The organism is Rhodoferax sp. (genome assembly GCF_030653815.1).
Lineage (GTDB): Bacteria > Pseudomonadota > Gammaproteobacteria > Burkholderiales > Burkholderiaceae_C > Rhodoferax.
In genome coordinates, this window is sequence record NZ_JAURYQ010000008.1 from 68,887 (window position 1) to 89,015 (window position 20,129).

18 protein-coding genes and 1 other RNA gene are annotated in these 20,129 nt (G+C 58.9%); 14 read left to right on the plus strand and 5 right to left on the minus strand.

Annotation, left to right across the window (positions count from 1 at the left end; genetic code table 11):
• Window positions 1-17: 17 nt before the first annotated feature.
• The 3 genes from Q7U49_RS02880 to gabT form a co-directional block, all read right to left on the minus strand.
• On the minus strand, window positions 18-1,049 hold the full coding sequence (locus tag Q7U49_RS02880) for an ABC transporter substrate-binding protein (RefSeq protein ID WP_304762248.1): 1,032 nt from the start codon (window positions 1,047-1,049) through the stop codon (window positions 18-20).
• Window positions 1,050-1,100: 51 nt separating this feature from the next.
• Complete coding sequence (locus Q7U49_RS02885; RefSeq protein WP_304762249.1) at window positions 1,101-2,195, minus strand: ABC transporter ATP-binding protein; 1,095 nt, start codon at window positions 2,193-2,195, stop codon at window positions 1,101-1,103.
• An 81-nt stretch (window positions 2,196-2,276) separates the two neighbouring features.
• Window positions 2,277-3,569: a 4-aminobutyrate--2-oxoglutarate transaminase gene (gabT, locus tag Q7U49_RS02890; protein ID WP_304762250.1), complete on the minus strand. Its 1,293-nt coding sequence runs from the start codon at window positions 3,567-3,569 to the stop codon at window positions 2,277-2,279.
• A gap of 147 nt (window positions 3,570-3,716) precedes the next feature.
• On the opposite strand from gabT, the gene Q7U49_RS02895 reads away from it, so the two are divergent.
• The 13 genes from Q7U49_RS02895 (at window position 3,717) to Q7U49_RS02955 (ending at window position 18,164) form a co-directional block, all read left to right on the plus strand.
• The gene (locus tag Q7U49_RS02895; protein WP_304762251.1) at window positions 3,717-5,111 is read left to right on the plus strand and encodes a PLP-dependent aminotransferase family protein; all 1,395 of its coding nucleotides are present in this window, start codon (window positions 3,717-3,719) and stop codon (window positions 5,109-5,111) included.
• A 44-nt stretch (window positions 5,112-5,155) separates the two neighbouring features.
• Window positions 5,156-7,786 carry an alanine--tRNA ligase gene (gene alaS / locus Q7U49_RS02900; protein WP_304762252.1) on the plus strand — a complete coding sequence of 877 codons (2,631 nt, stop codon included), beginning with the start codon at window positions 5,156-5,158 and terminating at the stop codon, window positions 7,784-7,786.
• Between the two features lie 93 nt (window positions 7,787-7,879).
• On the plus strand, window positions 7,880-8,656 hold the full coding sequence (locus tag Q7U49_RS02905; RefSeq protein WP_304762253.1) for a ferredoxin--NADP reductase: 777 nt from the start codon (window positions 7,880-7,882) through the stop codon (window positions 8,654-8,656).
• A gap of 2 nt (window positions 8,657-8,658) precedes the next feature.
• Entirely contained in the window at window positions 8,659-9,666 is a 1,008-nt protein-coding gene (locus Q7U49_RS02910) for an adenosine kinase (RefSeq protein ID WP_304762254.1), read from the plus strand.
• 136 nt (window positions 9,667-9,802) lie between these two features.
• The gene (locus Q7U49_RS02915; protein ID WP_304762255.1) at window positions 9,803-10,108 is read left to right on the plus strand and encodes a high-potential iron-sulfur protein; all 306 of its coding nucleotides are present in this window, start codon (window positions 9,803-9,805) and stop codon (window positions 10,106-10,108) included.
• Between the two features lie 105 nt (window positions 10,109-10,213).
• Window positions 10,214-10,936 (plus strand): bifunctional 2-polyprenyl-6-hydroxyphenol methylase/3-demethylubiquinol 3-O-methyltransferase UbiG, encoded by a 723-nt coding sequence (ubiG, locus tag Q7U49_RS02920; RefSeq protein ID WP_304762256.1) that lies wholly within the window; start codon window positions 10,214-10,216, stop codon window positions 10,934-10,936.
• Window positions 10,936-11,625 carry an HAD family hydrolase gene (locus Q7U49_RS02925; RefSeq protein ID WP_304762257.1) on the plus strand — a complete coding sequence of 230 codons (690 nt, stop codon included), beginning with the start codon at window positions 10,936-10,938 and terminating at the stop codon, window positions 11,623-11,625. Before ubiG ends, Q7U49_RS02925 begins: the two co-directional genes overlap by 1 nt.
• Window positions 11,626-11,638: 13 nt before the next feature.
• Window positions 11,639-12,015: a transfer-messenger RNA gene (gene ssrA / locus Q7U49_RS02930) on the plus strand.
• A 212-nt stretch (window positions 12,016-12,227) separates the two neighbouring features.
• Window positions 12,228-13,472, plus strand: a complete 1,245-nt coding sequence (locus Q7U49_RS02935) for an integrase arm-type DNA-binding domain-containing protein (RefSeq protein WP_304762258.1) — start codon at window positions 12,228-12,230, stop codon at window positions 13,470-13,472.
• Between the two features lie 1,161 nt (window positions 13,473-14,633).
• On the plus strand, window positions 14,634-14,936 hold the full coding sequence (locus tag Q7U49_RS02940) for a hypothetical protein (RefSeq protein WP_304762259.1): 303 nt from the start codon (window positions 14,634-14,636) through the stop codon (window positions 14,934-14,936).
• Between the two features lie 137 nt (window positions 14,937-15,073).
• Window positions 15,074-16,042, plus strand: coding sequence for a DUF932 domain-containing protein (locus tag Q7U49_RS02945; RefSeq protein ID WP_304762260.1), 969 nt, complete (start codon window positions 15,074-15,076; stop codon window positions 16,040-16,042).
• Window positions 16,043-16,161: 119 nt separating this feature from the next.
• Window positions 16,162-17,163 (plus strand): YqaJ viral recombinase family protein, encoded by a 1,002-nt coding sequence (locus tag Q7U49_RS02950; RefSeq protein ID WP_304762261.1) that lies wholly within the window; start codon window positions 16,162-16,164, stop codon window positions 17,161-17,163.
• A 101-nt stretch (window positions 17,164-17,264) separates the two neighbouring features.
• Window positions 17,265-18,164: a hydrolase or metal-binding protein gene (locus tag Q7U49_RS02955; RefSeq protein WP_304762262.1), complete on the plus strand. Its 900-nt coding sequence runs from the start codon at window positions 17,265-17,267 to the stop codon at window positions 18,162-18,164.
• 104 nt (window positions 18,165-18,268) lie between these two features.
• Here Q7U49_RS02955 and Q7U49_RS02960 read toward each other — a convergent pair whose 3' ends face one another.
• Window positions 18,269-18,622 carry a helix-turn-helix domain-containing protein gene (locus tag Q7U49_RS02960; RefSeq protein WP_370653950.1) on the minus strand — a complete coding sequence of 118 codons (354 nt, stop codon included), beginning with the start codon at window positions 18,620-18,622 and terminating at the stop codon, window positions 18,269-18,271.
• 186 nt (window positions 18,623-18,808) lie between these two features.
• Between Q7U49_RS02960 and Q7U49_RS02965 the strand changes: the two genes are divergently transcribed.
• Complete coding sequence (locus tag Q7U49_RS02965) at window positions 18,809-19,567, plus strand: hypothetical protein (RefSeq protein ID WP_304762263.1); 759 nt, start codon at window positions 18,809-18,811, stop codon at window positions 19,565-19,567.
• 34 nt (window positions 19,568-19,601) lie between these two features.
• On the opposite strand, the gene Q7U49_RS02970 is transcribed toward Q7U49_RS02965, so the two are convergent.
• Window positions 19,602-20,129, minus strand: a 528-nt coding sequence (locus Q7U49_RS02970; RefSeq protein WP_304762264.1) for an IS3 family transposase, incomplete at its 5' end; no start/stop codon positions are given.

The following is a 20,129-nucleotide window of genomic DNA, read 5'->3' on the forward strand; positions in this document are numbered from 1 at the left end:
ATCTCTCCAGGTTCAACTTACTGCGCAGCCCAGGCGGTGAAACGCTTCTCCAGCGCCTCGCCCTGGTCAGCCCAGAAGCTCACGTTGAACTGCAATGCGGTCTTGGCGTTGGCCGGTGCGGTGGGCAGTCCTGAAAGCACCTTGGCGTCAAGCTTGGCCAGCGCCTTGGTGTTGGTCGGGCCGTAAGCGATGTTTTTGGCGTACTCGGCCTGGGCGTCTGCACTGCTGGCCATGGCGATGAACTTCAGGGCGGCCTCCTTGTTGGGTGTGCCTTTGGGCATGACCCAGTAGTCCAGGTCATAAATGCCACCGGTCCAGGTGATCTTGAGGTTTTTGCCTTCGCGCTGGGCGGCGTCAATGCGGCCGTTGTAGGCGGTGGTCATGACCACGTCACCCGCCACCAGGAACTGGGGCGGCTGCGCACCGGCTTCCCACCACTGGATGTTGGGCTTGAGTTCGGTCAGTTTCTTGAAGGCGCGGTCAGCGCCTTCTTTGGTTTTAAGCACCTTGTAAACGTCTGCCACTGGCACACCATCGGCCATCAGGGCAAATTCAACGTTGTAGCGGGCACCCTTGCGCATGGCGCGTTTGCCAGCAAATTTCTTCACGTCCCAGAAATCGGCCCAGGTGGTGGGAGCCGTCTTGAGCTTGTCGCCGTCATAGGCCATCACGGTGGACCACACAAAAGTGCCGATGCCGCACTCATGAATGGCAGCAGGGGTGAAGTCGGCCTTGTTGCCGATCTTGCTGTAATCAAGCTTTTCGAACAGGCCCTCGTCACAGCCGCGCGCCACGTCGGGGGATTCCACTTCCACCACGTCCCAGTTAACCTTCTTGGCTTCGACCATGGCCTTGATCTTGGCTTGCTCGCCGTTGTATTCAACACCCAGCACTTTATTGCCCGTGGCTTTCTCAAACGGGGCAAAGTACGCGATTTTTTGGGCGTTGCCGTTGGCGCCACCAAAGTTGACCACGGTCAACTGGGTCTGCGCTTGGACTGATACGGTAAACAGTGCGGCACAGGCCGCGACCAGGGGGGTAAGTTTCATCGATAGGCTCCTTCTTTTGAGGGGTAAAACAGAACTAAAAATGCACACGGGTCAGGCATAGACCCGCAAATGCTCGGGGGGCAAAACCAGCCAGATGGCATCACCGGCTTGCGGGATGTTGGGGCCGGAGAGCGCAATCTTGACGGTGGCCGGGGCTTGTTGGGCCACCTGGCAGCGCATGCGCAGGTGGTCGCCGTAATAAATCACGTCGTTGACCCGGGCACTCAGGCTGTTGGCCGGCGCTGGCTGTGTGCCAGGGCAAATCAGCGCGCGTTCGGGCCGGATGCAGGCCTGCACCGGGGAATTCAATGGCGCGCCGTTGATGTCCAGCCCTTGTAGCGCGGTACCGCAGGGCATTTGCAACTGGCAGCTGCCGCCGGCACCGCGTTCGGTGGTGGTAATCTGCGCGTCCAACACGGTGTTGTCGCCGACAAAGCTGGCCACAAAACGGTTCACAGGTGTCTCATAAAGCTGTGTGACGGTGTCAATCTGCTGGATCAGCCCATCGTTGAACACCGCCACCCGGTCCGACATGGTCAGCGCTTCAGACTGGTCGTGCGTCACGTAGACAAAGGTCAGCCCGAGCTTGCGGTGCAGCTCTTTGAGCTCGATCTGCATGTGTTCGCGCAACTGCTTGTCGAGTGCGCCCAAGGGTTCGTCCATCAGCACCAGTTGCGGGTTGAACACCAGCGCACGCGCCAAGGCCACACGCTGTTGCTGCCCGCCCGAGAGTTGGCCTGGATAGCGGTCGCTCTTGTCAGCCAGATGCACCATGTCCAGCGCGCGTTTGACTTTGTCTTCACGCTCTGACTTGCCCATTTTGCGCACCGTGAGCGGGTAGGCCACGTTGTCGGCAATGCTCATGTGCGGAAACAGCGCGTAGTTTTGAAACACCATGCCAAAGTTGCGCTTGTGCGGGGGTGTTTTAGTGATGGACTTGCCCGCCAGGAAAATTTCACCCGAGGTGGGCGACTCAAACCCGGCCAGCATCATCAACGTGGTGGTTTTGCCCGAACCCGACGGGCCCAGCAGCGACAGGAATTCGCCACTCTGGATGTCCAGGTTCAGGTCACGCACCACCAGGGTGCTGCCGTCATAGGTTTTTTGCACGCTGGAGAAGCGAACGAGGGGGTCAGACAAAGCCATTATTTGCTATTCTTTCTAAAGCACTTGATACCCGTGTTATTTGGGCTGCAAGTTGTTTTAACTATGCAAATACCGTGCCAATCAGGCCACTGCTGCCAGGCAGGCCTCGATGATGGCCAGGCCTTCGTCCACGATCGCGTCGCTGGCGGTCAATGGCACCAGAATGCGCACCACGTTGCCGTAAGTGCCGCAAGTCAGCAAGATCAGGCCGCGTTTGGTGGCCTCGGATGCCAAGGCTTTGGCCAACTCTGCACTGGGTTGGTGTGGGTCGCCGTCTTTGCACAACTCGATCGCCACCATGGCACCCAAACCGCGCACGTCGCAAATGCGTTTGTCTTTGGCCGCCATGGCTTTGAGCTTGGCCATCATGTGCGCACCGAGCGTGCGGCTGCGTTCCAGCAGATTCTCTTTCTCGAACACGTCCATCACCGCCAGCGCCGCCGCACAGGCAATCGGGCTGCCCGCATAAGTGCCGCCCAAACCGCCTGCTGCCGGGGCGTCCATCACCTCGGCGCGGCCCACCACGCCCGCGATCGGGTAACCCCCGGCCATGGATTTGGCCATGGTGATCATGTCAGGTGCGACACCGCTTTGCTCGATGGCAAACCAGGTGCCGGTGCGACCGGCGCCGGTTTGAATTTCGTCGGCAATCAGCAAAATGCCGTGCTGGTCGCACAAGGCGCGCAGGCGTTGCAAGAACTCGGTGGGCGCCACATTGAAGCCGCCTTCACCTTGCACTGGCTCGACGATGATGGCCGCCACCCGGCTGGCTTCCACGTCGTTCTTGAAGATCAGCTCAATCGAGGCAATCGAGTCGTCCACGCTCACGCCGTGGGCGGCGTTGGGGAACTGAGCGTGAAAAATCTCGTTCGGGAACGGCCCGAAGCCAAGCTTGTAGGGCGCCACCTTGCCCGTCAGACCCAAGGTCAACAGGGTACGGCCGTGGTAGCCGCTGGTAAAGGCAATGACGGCGCTGCGTTTGGTGTGCGAGCGGGCAATCTTGATGGCGTTTTCAACCGCTTCGGCACCGGTTGTCAAAAATAGGGTCTTTTTGGCAAAGTTGCCTGGCGCCAGTGCGTTGAAGCGCTCTGCCAGTTCCACGTAGGATTCATACGCCAGAACCTGGAAGCAAGTGTGGGTGAAGAGGTCAATCTGATCCTTCACGGCCTGCATGATTTCGGGACGGCAGTGGCCGGTATTGAGCACCGCTATGCCCCCGGCAAAATCAATGTAGCGCTTGCCTTCCACATCCCACACCTCAGCGTTTTCGCCACGCGAAATAAACACCTCATGGCTTTGGCCAACACCGCGGGGAATGGCAGCGCGGCGACGTTCCATCAGGGCAGCATTGGTTTTTTGAGTCTTGGTAAGCATGGGGAACACTCCTGAACAGTAGATAGGCGTTGATAAAGTGGCGTGACTGTATTGGCGATTGCGCTTTGCAACCATATACAGTTGGGTCTTTTTCAAGACGTACTGTGCAGCCTCTGGAGCCAATACACAGAAACCCTATGCCTCATCATGTTCACGCTTAATCCGCAAAGTTCCACACCCCTGGTTTTGCAAATCGTGGCAGGTTTTCGCACCGCCATTGATGAGGGCGAGTTGCGCGCAGGCTCCAAGGCACCGTCGATTCGCCAATTTGCGCATGCACACAACGTCAGCGTGTTCACCGTGGTGGATGCCTATGACCGGCTGGTGGCACAAGGCTACCTTGCGTCACGCCCGCACTCGGGCTTTTTTGTCAAACAGCGGCCGACCTCGGTGACCGAGTTGCCAGGACACGGGCCCAACTTCAGTTTTGATTCGATGTGGTACCTGCGGCGCATTTTTGAGAACCGGGCCTTGCGCATGAAACCCGGTTGCGGCTGGCTGCCGGGCGACTGGCTGTTTCAGGACGGCGTGCGGCGCGGGCTGCGCAGCCTGGCTGCCGACGACGTGGACGTGGGGGGGTATGGTGAACCCAAAGGCTACCCGCCACTGCGAAAACAGGTGCGCGACCTGCTGGCCGAGCAGGAGATATCGGTCACCGCCGAGCAGGTGCTCCTGACCCAGGGTTCCAGCCAGGCCATGGACCTGGTGGCGCGCCGCCTGGTGCGCCCCGGGGACGCCGTGCTGGTGGATGATCCGGGTTACCCCAACCTGTTGTTTTCATTGCGGTTTCTGGGTGCGCGCCTGATTGGGGTGCCGCGCACCCCTTCGGGTTACGACCTGGTCGCGCTGGAGCGTCTGGTGATCGAAGAAAAGCCCAAGGTGTTCTTTACCCAGCCAAGGCTGCAGAGCCCGACCGGTTCGATTGCCCAGTTGGCGCATCTGCACCGCGTGATGCAACTGGCGGACAAGCATGATTTTTTGGTGGTTGAGAACGACATCTATGCCGACCTGGATCCTGAGCCACGGCCTTCCCTGGCCAGTCTGGACCAATTGAACCGGGTGATTTACATCAGTAGCTTTTCCAAGACCATTTCGCCCAACATCCGGGTCGGTTACCTGGCCGCCAACCCGGACCTGCTGGAAGACCTGGCGCAACTCAAAATGATCTCCGGATTAACCTCGTCGGAATTCAGCGAGCGACTGGCGCATGGCGCGTTGACAGACGGGCGCTGTCGCAAGCACGTCAAGGGGCTGCGCGAACGCCTGGCCAAAGCGCATGTCGATGCCGCCTCGCGCCTGATTGACGTGGGTTTTGAGATCTTTTGTGAACCCAAGGCGGGCATTTTTCTGTGGGCTCGCCATCCGGGCATTGCCGACTCTGCCGAACTGGCCTACAAAGCGGCCGAGCAGGATATTTTGCTGGGCCCCGGTCACCTGTTCAGCCCCGCCCTGCAGACCAGTCCATGGCTGCGTTTCAATGTGATCTTTTGTGATGAGCCCGCCTTGTTCGCTTTTTTGCAGGCGCAGTGCCAACCCCCCTGATCACCTAAAATCATCAGCTTTGACACCCCAGGTCTCTTCACTCCATGAATTCAACCGCTGTTCCGGTCACCGTTGCCGACATTCGCAAGAGCTTCCTCGACTTCTTTGCCTCCAAAGGCCACACCGTGGTGGCCAGCAGCCCGCTGGTGCCGGGCAACGACCCCACGCTGATGTTCACCAACTCCGGCATGGTGCAGTTCAAGGACGTGTTTTTGGGGTCCGACAAGCGCAGTTACGTGCGCGCCGCCTCGGTGCAGGCCTGTCTGCGCGCCGGTGGCAAGCACAACGACCTGGAAAACGTGGGCTACACCGCACGCCACCACACCTTTTTCGAGATGCTGGGCAACTGGAGCTTTGGCGACTATTTCAAGCGTGAAAGTCTCAAGTGGGCCTGGGAACTGCTGACCGTGGTTTACCAACTGCCGCCTGAGCGCCTGCTGGCCACCGTCTACGAAGAGGACGACGAGGCTTATGACATCTGGACCAAAGAGATTGGCCTGCCGCCCGAGCGTGTGATCCGCATCGGCGACAACAAGGGCGGGCGTTACAAGTCCGACAACTTCTGGATGATGGCCGACACCGGCCCCTGCGGCCCGTGCTCCGAGATTTTTTACGACCACGGCGACCACATTCCTGGCGGCCCACCCGGCAGCCCGGGCGAGGATGGCGACCGCTTCATCGAGATCTGGAACAACGTGTTCATGCAGTTCAACATGGCGGATGACGGCTCGGTCACGCCGCTGCCCGCACCCTGCGTCGACACCGGCATGGGCCTGGAGCGCCTGGCTGCCATTCTGCAGCATGTGCACAGCAACTACGAGATCGACCTGTTCGACGCCCTGATCAAGGCCGCCGCCCGCGAAACCCGTTGCGCTGACCTTGGCAACAACTCGCTCAAGGTGATTGCCGACCACATCCGCGCCACATCCTTTCTGGTGAGCGACGGCGTGCTGCCCGGCAACGAGGGCCGCGGCTACGTGCAGCGCCGCATCACCCGCCGCGCCATTCGCCACGGCTACAAGCTGGGCCAAAAAACGCCGTTTTTCCACAAGTTGGTGCCCGACCTGGTGGCTCTCATGGGCGCTGCCTACCCCAGCCTGGCGGCCCAGGCGGACCGCATCATGGACGTGCTGCGCGTCGAGGAAGAGCGCTTTTACGAGACCCTGGAAGTGGGCATGCAGATCCTGGACGAAGCCCTGGCGGGTGGTGTCAAGGTTTTGCCCGGTGAGGTTGCCTTCAAGCTGCACGACACCTATGGCTTCCCGCTGGATTTGTCGGCCGATGTCTGCCGCGAGCGCGGCTTGACGGTGGACGAGGCCGGTTTCAAGGCCGCCATGGAAAAGCAAAAGGCCCAGGGCCGCGCCGCTGGCAAGTTCAAAATGGACAAGACGCTGGAGTACAGCGGTGCGGGCAATACCTTCGTGGGTTACGACAAGCTGGAAGCGCCGGCCAAAGTGGTGGCGCTGTACCTGGACGGCACGCCGGTGGCCGAACTCAAAGTGGGTCAGCAAGGGGTGGTGGTACTGGACACCACGCCGTTCTATGCCGAAAGCGGCGGCCAGGTGGGTGATGAAGGTGTCATCACCAGCGGCTCGGCCCGATTCGCCGTGGGTGACACGCAGAAAATCAAGGCCGACGTGTTTGGTCACCACGGCACGGTGGCACAGGGCACGCTGGCCGTGGGCGATTCGGTCAGCGCCAGCGTCGACCTTGAGCAGCGCGCCGCCACCCAGCGCAACCATTCGGTCACGCACCTGATGCACAAGGCCTTGCGCGAGGTGCTGGGCGGCCATGTGCAGCAAAAAGGCAGTCTGGTCAATGCCGAGCGCACGCGCTTTGACTTTGCCCACAACGCGCCGGTCACAGACGCTGAAATCCGCGAAATCGAAGCCCGCGTGAATGCCGAGATCCTGGCCAATGCCGCCACCCAGGCGCAGGTGATGGACATCGAATCGGCGCAAAAAACCGGTGCCATGATGCTGTTCGGCGAAAAATATGGCGAATCGGTGCGGGTGCTCGACATTGGCAGTAGCCGCGAACTCTGCGGCGGCACTCATGTGGCGCGCACCGGTGACATTGGCCTGTTCAGCATCACGGCAGAAGGCGGCGTGGCCTCGGGCGTGCGCCGCATCGAGGCGGTGACCGGTTTCAACGCCCTGACCTATATGCAGGAGATGGAAGCCATGCTGGGGGGGGTCGCCGGTAGTCTGAAAGTCACCCCGAGTGAGGTCCACGCCCGCGTCGGAGCCCTGCTGTCGCAAGTGCGTGATCTTGAAAAAGAGCTGACTGCACTCAAAGGCAAACTGGCCTCGGCGCAAGGTGACGATCTGGTCTTGCAGGCGCAAGACATCCAGGGCGTCAAGCTGCTGGTCGCGCAACTGGAGGGCGCTGACGCCAAAACCCTGCGCGACACCATGGACAAGCTCAAGGACAAGCTCAAAACCGCGGTCATCGTGCTCGGCGTGGTCGACGGCGCCAAGGTGCAGATCGCTGTCGGCGTGACGCCCGACACCACGGCCAAGGTCAAGGCCGGTGAGCTGGTTAACTTCGTTGCCGGTCAAGTGGGCGGCAAGGGCGGAGGCAAACCCGACATGGCCATGGCTGGCGGCACCGACCCCGCCAAACTGGCCGCCGCCTTGGCCAGCGTGCAGGGCTGGGTGGAGACCAAGCTTTGATGAACGCAAGCGCTGAAACCATGCCTTTGTAGGAGCGGCGCCCCCGTCGCGATTGCCTCTATTCTTTTTCCGATTCAACAGGAACAACATCCCATGAGTGCTTTTTTGAATGAAACCGTTTTGAGCGTCCACCACTGGACCGACCGGCTGTTCAGCTTCACCACCACGCGCGACGAAACGTTGCGTTTTTCCAATGGCCACTTCACCATGATCGGCCTGCGCGATGACAATGGCAAACCGCTGCTGCGCGCCTACAGCATCGTCAGCGCCAACTACGAAGACCACCTGGAATTTTTGAGCATCAAGGTGCAAGACGGCCCGCTGACATCCAAGCTGCAGCACATCCAGGTGGGCGACAAGATTGTGGTGGGCAAAAAGCCCACCGGCACCTTGTTGATTGACTACCTGCTGCCTGGGAAAAACCTGTACCTGTTTGGCACGGGTACTGGTCTGGCCCCGTTTTTGAGTGTGGTGCGCGACCCTGAAACCTATGAAAAATTTGAAAAAATCATTCTGGTGCATGGCGTGCGGCAGGTCGCCGAACTGGCCTACTACGACTACCTGACCGTGGACCTGCCCAAGCACGAGTTTCTGGGCGAAATGGTGAGCGCGCAAATGCTGTATTACCCCACGGTCACGCGTGAGCCATTCAAAAACCGGGGCCGCATCACCGACCTGATCGAATCCGGCAAGTTGCAAGCCGACCTGGGTTTGCCCAAGTTCGACCCGGCCAATGACCGCGCCATGATGTGCGGCAGCCCGGCGTTGCTGAAAGACCTGAAACACATTCTGGAAAAACGTGGCTTCCTGGAAGGCAACACCACCAAGCAGGGTGACTTTGTGGTCGAACGCGCCTTTGTGGAGCAGTAAGCATGAGTTATCACCTCTACGCCATCGGCAACGCGCTGGTCGATACCGAATACGAAGTCTCTGATGCCCAGTTGCAGGCGGCAGGCGTCGAAAAACGGCACATGACGCTGATTGATACCGCGCGCCGTGCCGAACTCCTCAGCCATGTGCACAATGTCAAATCGCACCGAACCGGTGGCGGCTCGGCCGGCAACACCGTGGTGGCGCTGGCACAACTGGGTGGCAAGGCGTTTTACTCCTGTCGCGTGGCCGATGATGAGTTGGGCGATTTTTATACCAAAGACCTGCTCGCCAATAGCGTCGCCACCAACCTCACGCACACCAAAGCGCCCGCGGGTCAAACCGGCAGCTGCATGGTGATGGTCACGCCCGATGCCGAGCGCAGCATGAGCACTTTTTTGGGGGCCACGGCCGACATTGACGAGTCCGCACTGCACCCGCACGACATCGTCAAGTCCCGTGTTTACTACATGGAAGGCTACTTGGCCGCCTCGCCCACCGGGCTGACCGCCGCCATCAAGGGGCGTGCCATTGCGGCGCAGGCGGGCGTCAAGCTGGCCACCACGCTAAGCGACATGAGCATGATCAATTTCTGCCGTCCCGGCCTGGATGCCATGGTCGGTACCGACCTGGACTTTTTGTTCTGCAACGAGGAAGAAGCCCAGGTCTGGTGCGGGACCACGGATGTGGCGCAGATATGCCAGCAACTTGGGCAACAGGCAAAAATCGTGTGTCTGACGCGAAGCGCCAAGGGTTGTCTGGTAATCGAAGCCGGCCAGGTGACCGAGGTGCCTGCAGCGCAGGTGAAAGCCGTCGATACCAACGGGGCCGGTGATATGTTTGCCGGGGCCTTTTTGTACGCGGTCACGCACGGCCACAGCCACGCCCAGGCGGCCTGGCTGGCCAATCAGGCCGCTGGCCGTGTGGTGTCGCAATATGGCAATCGCCTTAGCCAGGAAAACATGAATGGCATCAAAGCCGACTTCGCCCGGCACATCGCCGTAGTTTGAAGCAAGGGTTTACATACTTGATCCAGCTTTGGGTGTTAGGGTTTTCGTTCAGCGTCTGTTCAGGTTTAAGCGTTAAACTCCCTTTACAGCAGGTCCGGCTGCCAATTTTTTGTTCAACTTTAAAGGTAACTTTCCTATGACAACACGTCGCGTATTCATGATGCAATCGGTTTTGGGTGCCAGCGTTTTGGCCTCAGGTGCGGCAATGGCTGCGGCCCCCATGGTGGCTGAGACTGATGCCAACGCCAAGGGTCTGGGTTACGTGGCTGACACGGCCAAGGCAGATGCCAAGAAGTACCCTAAGCACGCTGACACACAACTGTGCAGCAACTGCGCTTTGTACCAAGGCAAGGCGGGTTCCACCGCAGGTGGTTGCCCGCTGTTTGCCGGCAAGGAAGTGGCCGCCAAGGGCTGGTGCAGCGCCTGGGCCAAGAAAGCCTAAGCGCCTCGCTGGATCCGTCCAGTTCACACAAAACCCACCCTTGCGGTGGGTTTTGTTTTTGGGCTCTGCCAGTCAGGGCAATGCTAAATTTCGGATAATCGGGTCATGAACCCAACAATCAACGCTGACCCGGCCGAACTGGCCAAATTCTCCGACCTGGCCCACCGCTGGTGGGATGCCGAGGGTGAGTTTCGCCCGCTGCACCAGATCAACCCCCTGCGTCTGGGCTGGATGAAAGAATTCTGCGACCTGCAGGACAAGGCTGTGCTCGACGTCGGCTGTGGTGGTGGCATTCTGGCCGACTCGTTAGCCCGCTCTGGCGCCCACGCCACCGGCATCGACCTGTCGACCAAGGTGCTGCGCATTGCCCAACTGCACGCCATGGACGCTGAAACCAAAAACGTGCACTACCGCGAGATCAGCGCCGAGGCCATGGCCGCCGAGCAGCCCGCAGGCTTTGATGTGGTGACCTGCATGGAAATGCTGGAGCACGTGCCCGACCCGGCGTCGGTGGTGCAGGCTTGTGCCACGCTGGTCAAGCCGGGTGGCTGGGTGTTTTTCTCCACCCTTAACCGCAACCCCATGTCCTTTGTGCAGGCCATCGTGGGGGCTGAATACGTGCTCAACATGCTGCCACGTGGCACCCACGAATATGCCAAATTCATCCGCCCCAGCGAACTGGCGGGCTTTTGCCGTCGTGCCGGCCTGAATGTCCTGCAGACGCGGGGATTGTCGTTCAACCCGCTGACCCAGCGCTATTGGCTCAACAACAACACCAGCGTGAATTACCTGCTGGCCACGCAAAAACCAGCCCATTCTCCAGCGTGATGCACCCAGCCGCCCTGTTTTCCCAAGTGCAGGCGGTGCTGTTCGATCTGGACGGCACGCTCATTGACAGCGCGCCTGACTTGGCGGCCGCCGCTGACGCCATGCGTGTTGCGCGCGGTCTGCCGTCCCTGCCGCTGGCGCAGTACCGCCCCATGGCGGGCGCCGGAGCCCGTGGCCTGTTGGGCGTGGCCTTTGGCATGACCCCCGAGCACGCAGATTACGAGACATTGCGCGAAGAGTTTTTTTGTAACTATGAGCGTAGCCTGACGCAGCGCACCGGGATCTTCAATGGCGTGCCCGAGTTGCTGGAGAGTTTTGCCATTCAGGGTGTGAAATGGGGCGTGGTGACCAACAAGTCCGAACGCTTCACCTTGCCGCTGACGGGCGCCATGCCTTTGTTTGCCACCGCCGGCGCCATTGTCAGCGGCGACACCACACCGCATGCCAAACCGCACCCGGAACCCTTGCTGGAAGCCGCCCGCCGCTTGGGCGTGGATGCCAGTCGCTGTGTTTATGTGGGTGACGACGAACGTGACATCGTGGCCGGTCTGGCGGCCGGCATGGCGACCGTGGCGGTCACCTATGGTTACCTTGGGGCGCAGGCCGACACCAGCCGGTGGGGCGCAAATGCCACAATTAATTGTGTGAATGAACTCTTGCCGCTCTTGCAATTTTCCAGTGTGGCCTAAAATAGGAAACTGAGGGGCTGCACTGGTTTCGACGTGGATTCGGACGCGCGGCAGGGCATGTCGAGCTGAATGGGCTCGTAAAACAGATTCAAAAAAACTAACTGCAAACGACGAACGTTTCGCACTCGCTGCTTAATTGCACGTGAGCCTCACAACAGTCAGCCGATCGGCTGGGCAAGGGTAGCGCAAGCTGTCCAGGCTGTGGGGTAATTTAATTCGGCTGGGGTCGCCTTGGGTAACTTAGGGCGATTCAAGAAAATAGGTTACTGGCGATTTGCATAGCGTGCCACTGCGCGATGTGAAAAGCGAGATCCAAATCAGACGGCTACACATGTAGAACTGTTCGAAGAAGGTTTGCGGACGCGGGTTCAAATCCCGCCAGCTCCACCACTATAACGTCCAAGGCCGTTTGCTGACATCCAGTAAACGGCCTTTTTCTTTGGAAAATCAATAATTTATGTCCAATGTTGTCCAAAGTGATGTGATTGCATCCAAACGATGACCGGGGAACAAACCGGGGAACAACCGGGGAGAATTATGGTAAATTCAGAGTTGTTCCCCGGTTTTTGCTGGGAATTCTGTTCCCCGGCTTTGGAGTTCCCATGTTGACTGACAAGCATTGTAAAAATGCGATCTGCCCCGCAGACAAGAAGCGCGCACGTTTCACTGACTCTGGGGGGTTGTACCTGGAAGTGAGTCCCGCTGGGTCAAAGCGTTGGTTTTGGAAGCTGTACGCCAATGGCAAAGAAGGGCGCATGGCCTTGGGTAGCTACCCGGCGATGGGGCTGGCAGATGCTCGCAAAGCTCGGGATACGGTCAGGCTGCAAAAGGCCGGAGGGCATGACCCGGTGCAAGCGCGCAAGGTGGAAAAGCTCAAGGCCAGCAATCCGGCTGGCGACACCTTTCAGGTGGTTGCCCTGGAGTGGTATGCCAAACAGGCGCCGCAGTGGAGTCCTGCGCATGCTGATCGCTCGTTGCGTCAGTTCGAGCGCGACCTTTTCCCTTGGCTTGGTGCGCGACGTATGAAGGAAATCGAGCCTGTGGAGCTTCTGGCCACCCTCCGCAAGGTGGAGGAACGGGGCGCAGTGGAGACGGCTGATCGAGGTCTGATGCTTGCGCGTCAAGTCTGGCGTTACGGGGTGGCAACCGGTCGAGTTGACCGTGACATTACAGCCGACCTCAAGGGAGCGCTATCTCCATATCGGGGCAAACACTTTGCGGCCATTACGGAGCCTGTAAAGTTTGGTGAGTTGTTGCGGGCACTCACGGCTTATCGTGGAAGTGCGGCTGTGCGCGCCGCCCTGCAGCTTGCGCCATTGCTGTTCCAGCGGCCTGGTGAATTGCGGGGCGCTGCATGGTCTGAAGTGGATCTAGATGCTGCTTTGTGGACTATTCCGGCGGCTCGAATGAAGCGCGGCAAAGATGGGAAAGAAAACGGTGACCCACATCTGGTTCCATTGCCAAGGCAGGCTGTGGAAATCCTGCGCAACTTACACCCGCTGACCGGACATGGAACCTTGATTTTCCCCGGTGAGCGCAACCATGACCGACCCATTTCCGAAAACTCTGTACGAACAGCTTTAATCACGCTCGGCTACACATCGGAGTTGCATACTTGGCACGGTTTTAGAGCAACTGCTCGGACCATGTTGGCCGAACGCTTGGACTGCGATCCATTGATCATTGAAGCGCAGCTTGCCCACGCGGTGAAGGACGCCAATGGACGCGCATACAACCGTACCCAATACTTGAAGCACCGCACTGAAATGATGCAGCGATGGGCGGACTATCTGGACAAACTCCGCAAGGGGGCCGATGTATTTGAATTGCCCCGGCAAGTCGCATGAGTGCGATTGGGTCCAATTGCATGCATGGGGCGCCTGCAGCTACGCAGCGTTCTTATATTGAACCCATGCGTTCCTGAAATTCACGCTCCTGGCGCGCATCGTCCCAGTCAATGAAATCTCCATAATCGTCAACCGCTTCTTCCTCTGTAAAGTCTTCGTCGAAATCATACATAAAAGTCTCCTGTGTATCAGTGCTGGCCTAAAAGAATGAATTCTTATTCTTGTAGGTCGAGACGTCAACGGCGATTTTGCAGGCCATAAAAATCAGGTGGCGTGATCTAAGTGGCCGATGATTTTTTTGTTGGATTTAGTTGGACTTCTCTGGACCTGGTAGGACGCCAGTTTGCTGAGCAAGGGCGCGACAGTGCTCGAAATTCTTTCAGAGATTTTCTTTGTGCGTGTCTTTTGAGCGCAACAAAAAGGCGCATTCCAATGGGGAAGGTTGGCTATCAACCACCGCTTGGCAGCGAAGAGGAGTTGGACTTTGCGCCAGCTGCATGTAGGCTTCGTTTCTGACTGAGCGTATATCGCCAAAGAGGAATCCAGAAGTTTTCAAATACATATCACCAACGTGAACTGGGGAGCCTTTGTTAGCTGGTCACCCGTTACGCAAGTCGCAGCACCCTTCGTGTTGCACCAGCGGCTAGATGCAAGCCATTGAGCTTGGAGATCTGCCACGTCAAGGTTCATCTGCCCCTGGCAAATAAGATATCTGAACTAGGCCGACAAGGCTTCTATCCCGCGACTGCAGCGTACGCAAGCTGATAGTCTGTACTTCGCACCAACTGCTTGCTATCCGTCCAATCTGGCTTGAATGGTCGGGTTGGACTCTATGCCGCACGTTTCTGCCGGTAGGTGATCTTCGGTCGCCGGCCCCATCGGGTGATTGCCGCTTGTTTTTTCACCACCCCTAAAGAGAATTCCGCGCCGAGCCGTTTCAGGATCGGCCGGTTTCTGTTTGCGTCAACCCCAAAGGAGAAATCATCGAATCCAACCGCACACGACCAAGTTTAATTTTTCATCAACCGAAGGAGTTTCAACGTGACATCTCTCATTTGTCCAAATTGCGGTTCTGAGCACATCAGGATCAAGAACATCGCCAGGAAGACAGGCGGAGCCATAGGCACAGTTGCAGGCGGTGCCAGCGGCATAGCCGGCGCCATGAGCGGCGCAAGACTGGGTTTTTTAGTCGGCGTCACAGCTGGGCCAGTAGGTGCCTTTGCCGGCTCGCTGGCCGGCGCTGCGCTGGGAGGCATCTTCGGTGCCGCCGTTGGCTGTGAAGTCGGCGTCACCGTCGGCGGCATGGTCGATGACCATCTGCTGGAAAACTACGCCTGCATCACCTGCGGTCACTCTTTTGGACGTAACGAAGCCATGGAACCCGGTGCCATGGGGCAGGCCGTCCTGAACGTGGCACACGCCTCAGCCCCCGAGTCCCCCAAGTCCAATGCCACCAAGCGTTAGACCTTCCCCGCCGAAATCTCGGCATCGTTTTCCTTCTCCCCAAGTCTCCCTAAACCCGGGCGCAGCCCGTTTCTGCATTTTGACGCAGAGGCACGGTCACGCCCATTCAAAACCAACCCAACGAAAGAAACCATCACATGGCACACCAACTTGAAAAAATGGCTTACACCGGCGAAACCCCTTGGCACCAGCTGGGCAACCAGCTTCCCGCCAAACAACCCATCGAGGTCTGGGCAGAAAAAGCCGGCATGAACTGGGACATCTGCGCCACGCCCGTCCGCTACATGACCGAGCAGGCCGGCTCACTCGGCTCCATCATGTCGTTTGACGAGCAACAGGTGCTGTACCGCAGCGACACCGAGGCCCCTCTGTCCGTGGTCAGTGGCCGCTACCAGGTGGTCCAGCCCAAGGCCGTCCTGGAGTTCTACCGGGATCTGACTGAAATCTCGGGCTTTGAGCTGGAAACGGCTGGCGTCCTCAAAGCAGGCAAGAAATTCTGGGCCCTGGCGCGCACCGGCAAGGAAACGGTGCTCAAAGGCAACGACGTGGTCAAGGGCTACATCCTGCTGGCCACGTCCTGCGACGGAACGCTTGCCACCACGGCAACCCCGACGACCATCCGGGTGGTCTGCAATAACACCTTGGCCATCGCCCTGAACGGCGTCAGCAGCGCCATTAAGGTGCCGCACAGCACCAGCTTCGACGCCCAAGCGGTGAAGAAACTGCTGGGAGTGGCTGTGTCGCACTGGGACAGTTTCATGTACAGCATGAAAACCCTGTCCGAGCGCAAAGTCAAAACCCATGAGTCCATGAACTACTTCCTGCGTGTCCTTTGCGAAACCGACAGCCATGCCGACGCAACGCGGGGCCTGACGAATGAGCGGGCCTTGAAAAAGGTCCAGGCGCTTTATGACGGCCACGGCAGGGGAGCAGAACTGTCTGCCGCCAGCGGTACGGCTTGGGGATTGCTCAGCGCGGTCACCGAGTTTGTGGACCACGAGAAACGCGCCCGCAGCCAGGAGTATCGGCTCGACAGCGCCTGGTTCGGTCAGGGGGCCAACCTCAAGCAACGGGCGCTTGACTACGCACTGCAACTCGCGGCCTGAACAGGCTATCCGCTGCAATCCGTCAAAGGACCAGCGCCAGCATAAACCCCGGCCCATCTTCGGATGGACCGGGGTTTTGTCATTGGGCGAACCAATCTAACCAAATGAAAGGAATTGCCATGGGCAATACCGCAACGGCTGACAAGCCACTCAGGTCTAGGCCAGCTTTGAAGCTGGTCAAAACCAACGAACTGTCGCGTGACGACTGGCTGAACGTCCGAAAGGGCGGTATCGGCAGCTCCGATGCCGGGGCAGCGGTGGGTCTAAACCCATACAAATCCCCGCTCGAACTCTGGATGGAAAAGACCGGCAAAGACGCCGGCCTGCCCAAAACAGACCCCAACGACGAAACCAGCCCGATGTACTGGGGCACGCTATTGGAGCCGATTGTGGCGGCGCATTACACCAAGCGCACCGGGAACCGTGTGCGGCGGGTCAACGCCGTTCTACAGCATCCCAGCGAGCCCTGGATGCGTGCCAACCTGGATCGGGAAATCGTCGGCTCACCCGACGTGCAGATCCTGGAATGCAAGACGGCAGGGATGAATGGCGCCAGGCTGTGGAAGGAGGGCGTTCCAGAGTACGTCCAGCTTCAGGTCATGCACCAGCTGGCCGTCACCGGCAAGCAGGCGGCGGACGTGGCGGTACTGATCTGCGGCCAAGAGCTGCAGGTGCACCGGATCGAGCGCGATGAAGCCATGATCGCCCAGCTGATCGAACTGGAGCGGCATTTCTGGCGCTTCGTCGAACTGGATCTGGCGCCACCGGCCGATGGTTCAGATTCCGCGGATGTGGCCTTGCGCGCGCTCTATCCCCATGACAACGGGCAGTGCCTGGATCTGGTTCACGACCTGGAGATGTCGGCGGCGTTCTCGGACCTGTTGGCGGTCAGGCAGTTGCTGACCACGCAAACGCAGCTGGAAGCCCAACTCAAGCAGCGTATCCAGCAGCGTATGGGCGACGTGACCAAGGCTGTGTTCGACGGCGGGGAGGTGAGCTGGAAGCGCAGCAAGGACGGCCTCGGGCTGGATCTTGAAAAGCTCCTGGTGGACCAACCGGACCTGCCGCAGCGTTATCCCCTGGTCAAGCCAGGTTCCCGGCGATTTCTTGTGAACGTGTAAACCCTCGCCCCATTCCGCTGGGGCTTTTATGGCCTGCCCCTATGCGGAGTGAAGGGGGCAGGCCTGGACAAATCAAATCAACCAAACCAGAAGGAAACAACATGCTTAAAGGATTGGCTTTGACGCCACCGGTCGTCGGCCGGATATCAATCGGCAAGGTCGTGGAAAAGAACGGCCACAGGCTCCCGGAGAAGGATGACGAGTTCACGGTCACGAGCCAGGTGCAGAACAAGGACGGCTGGGTCAACCATCCGGTGGATCAAACCCTGCGCAGCGCACCAGGCGCCAAGCTGCGCGGCATCCCGGTCAGGCTGCTGTTCAATGACCCGGACCTCAACCTGCGGGCCAACTACAGCCTCTTCGACCGTAAAACCGGCCGGCCTCTTTGTGTTGGCAATGGCGAGACCTGCCGGCGTTCCACGTTGGCAGGCATAGAGACCCTGCCTTGCCCCTCACCCCAAGGATGCGAGCTGGCCGTAGGCGGGAACTGCAAGCCCTGCGGGCGGCTGAATGTGCGCATCGGGGATGAAGATGAGCTGGGCAGCTTTCTGTTTCGCACCACGGGCTACAACAGCATCCGCACGCTTTCGACCCGGCTGAAGTACTTCCATGCGGTATCGGGCGGCTTGCTGTCCACACTGCCGTTGGAGCTGCGTCTGCGGGGGAAGTCCACCACCCAGTCGCACCGGGCGCCCATTTATTACGTCGATTTGACGGTGCGATCTGGCATGGCGCTGGCAGAGGCTATTGCGGGTGCCCGGGCTGAGGATGGGCACCGCAAGGGTGCGGGTTTTGATCAGGTGGCTCTGGAGGACGCTGCCCGGCAGGGCTTTGCCAATGGGGCGTTCGAGGAGTCGGAGGAGGAGGGCGCGGATCTGGTGGAGGAGTTTTACCCAGATGAATCTGGTAGCAACCAGCAAGGCAGTTCGATGGGAACAGGGAAAAAGCCCAACTTGGGGGATAAGCTGCATCACAGGGCGGCACAACTTAATACGGCTTAAGGGGAGGTGAGGGTGCATGACGGCGCGGATAGTCCCTATCTGAGCTTTCCTCCAGCGCGGCGAGGCGCCAGCGTGACAGGAACAGATGAACGCCTCTGGCGTAATCACGTGCCTTCGGAAAGCTCCCGGGCAAAGGTCAAAAGTGTTTTGCGACGGCTGGCGTCCAGCTGCCCAAAGCAAAGGATCAGCTCGGCCAGGCGGTCATCAGAAGCGTAGAAGTAGGCCGTCGGCACTTTGAGTGCGGAGGCCAGTCTCTCAGCGAATGCGATGTTGGGTTCATGAATTCCGCTCTCGTAGCGGGAAATTCGTGCGCTAGCCGTCCCCTCATCCAATCCAGCAAGTACCCCAAGCTTGTCCTGGGGTAAGCCCACGGCCTGCCGCGCCTGACGTAAGCGTCGAGCGAAGGCGGGGGGCATGGGAGACGTAGCCAGCATCCTACGATATTCGTAAATATCCACGCTCCCGTCTCTACGTTTAACGTAGAATTTTTACAGCCCGGAGTTGATTCTTTTGACGTTGAAGCGATGGAAAGGGAGTTATGGGTGAGGGGCTCTGCCGCCGACGCGGGAAATGAGCGGTCTGGACGAGTCAGGGGCTCGCAGACCGCGTTTTTACTAAACCAGCAATTAAATGAGAAATACGAAATGAAAACGGAACAGGGATTTAAAGGACAGGTCATCTTTCACGCAGCGATTTGCACAGCAATCATCGCGCTGATCACCATCGTGGCTGCCTTCTCGTCGAACGTGCATCTGGGGTTTTTTGGCTTCATCGCGCTGTTTATTGTTGGGTCCATTTTTACGACTATTGGCGTCGTGATCGGCGATGTCCTGAGGAACATGGCCATGCCGGATGCGTACCTGACTACAGGTTTCGCCGACTCAATTAAGAAGAAGATTTTTTGGTCCATTGGACCTCAAGCGATAGGGTGGTTCATCGGAATTATTGCCACTAACGGCTTCATGCAAAACTATCTGGGATATGACATGCAGAATGGTCGCCCTAGGCAAGCGACGACAGCGGAGGTGAATAAGGAGCTGGCTAAATTAATAGCTGAGGCGGAACCCGTACCCGTGAAAAGCGCGCCATTGCCTCAAGTCGCTTCGCCCGATATTCAGCCTGCCTTGCCCGCGCCAGGAAGTTTCCCGTCTATTGAGTCAGGGTCTTGCGTGGTGGGCTTGAGCAGGCAGACGCCTCAGGGGCTCGAATTTGAGCGGCCGATACCTGTGTTCCGAGAGAGCAATACCATGACGCCGATTGGGACTCTTAAAACCTTCAGCAGCTTTTTCACTGAAGGTCAAGACGGGTTAACTGGGCGAGTCCATCTCGTTTATGCTCCAGGATTTTCCGGCGATGAGCCAAAAGCCGGGCAAGCGCTTGGCTGGGTGAACGCTGCAGATTGACCTTGCCCCTGGAATCCGTATCCCATAACCGAGATCATGAGTTGGCTTGCTTGGGCTGATTAGCAAGCCAGTTCTGCTCGAACTTCATCGGGCTGACATAGGCCAGCGTCGAATGCAGTCGAGTCCGGTTATACCAAAGCAGCCACGCAATGGTCTCGTCCTTGGCCTCCCGCCGAGTCTTGAATTTCTGCCCATACAGCCGTTCCACCTTCAATGACCCAAACAGCGTCTCGCTGCAGGCGTTATCCCAGCAGTTGCCGCGCCGACTCATGGAGCTGGTGATGCCGTACTCCGTGAGCACATCCCGGAAGTCCTTGCTGGCGTACTGACTGCCGCGGTCGCTATGGAACATCAGGCCAGCCTGCTTGCCCGGATGCCGCTTGAACCATGCCATGCGCAAAGCATCGATGACGATGTCGCGCGTCATGTCATGGCGCAATGACCAGCCCACCACCTGGCGACTGAACAGATCAATCACCACGGCCAGGAACAACCAGCCTTCGTCCGTGGCGATGTACGTGATATCACCCACCCAGACCTTGTCGGGTTCTGCCACAGTGAA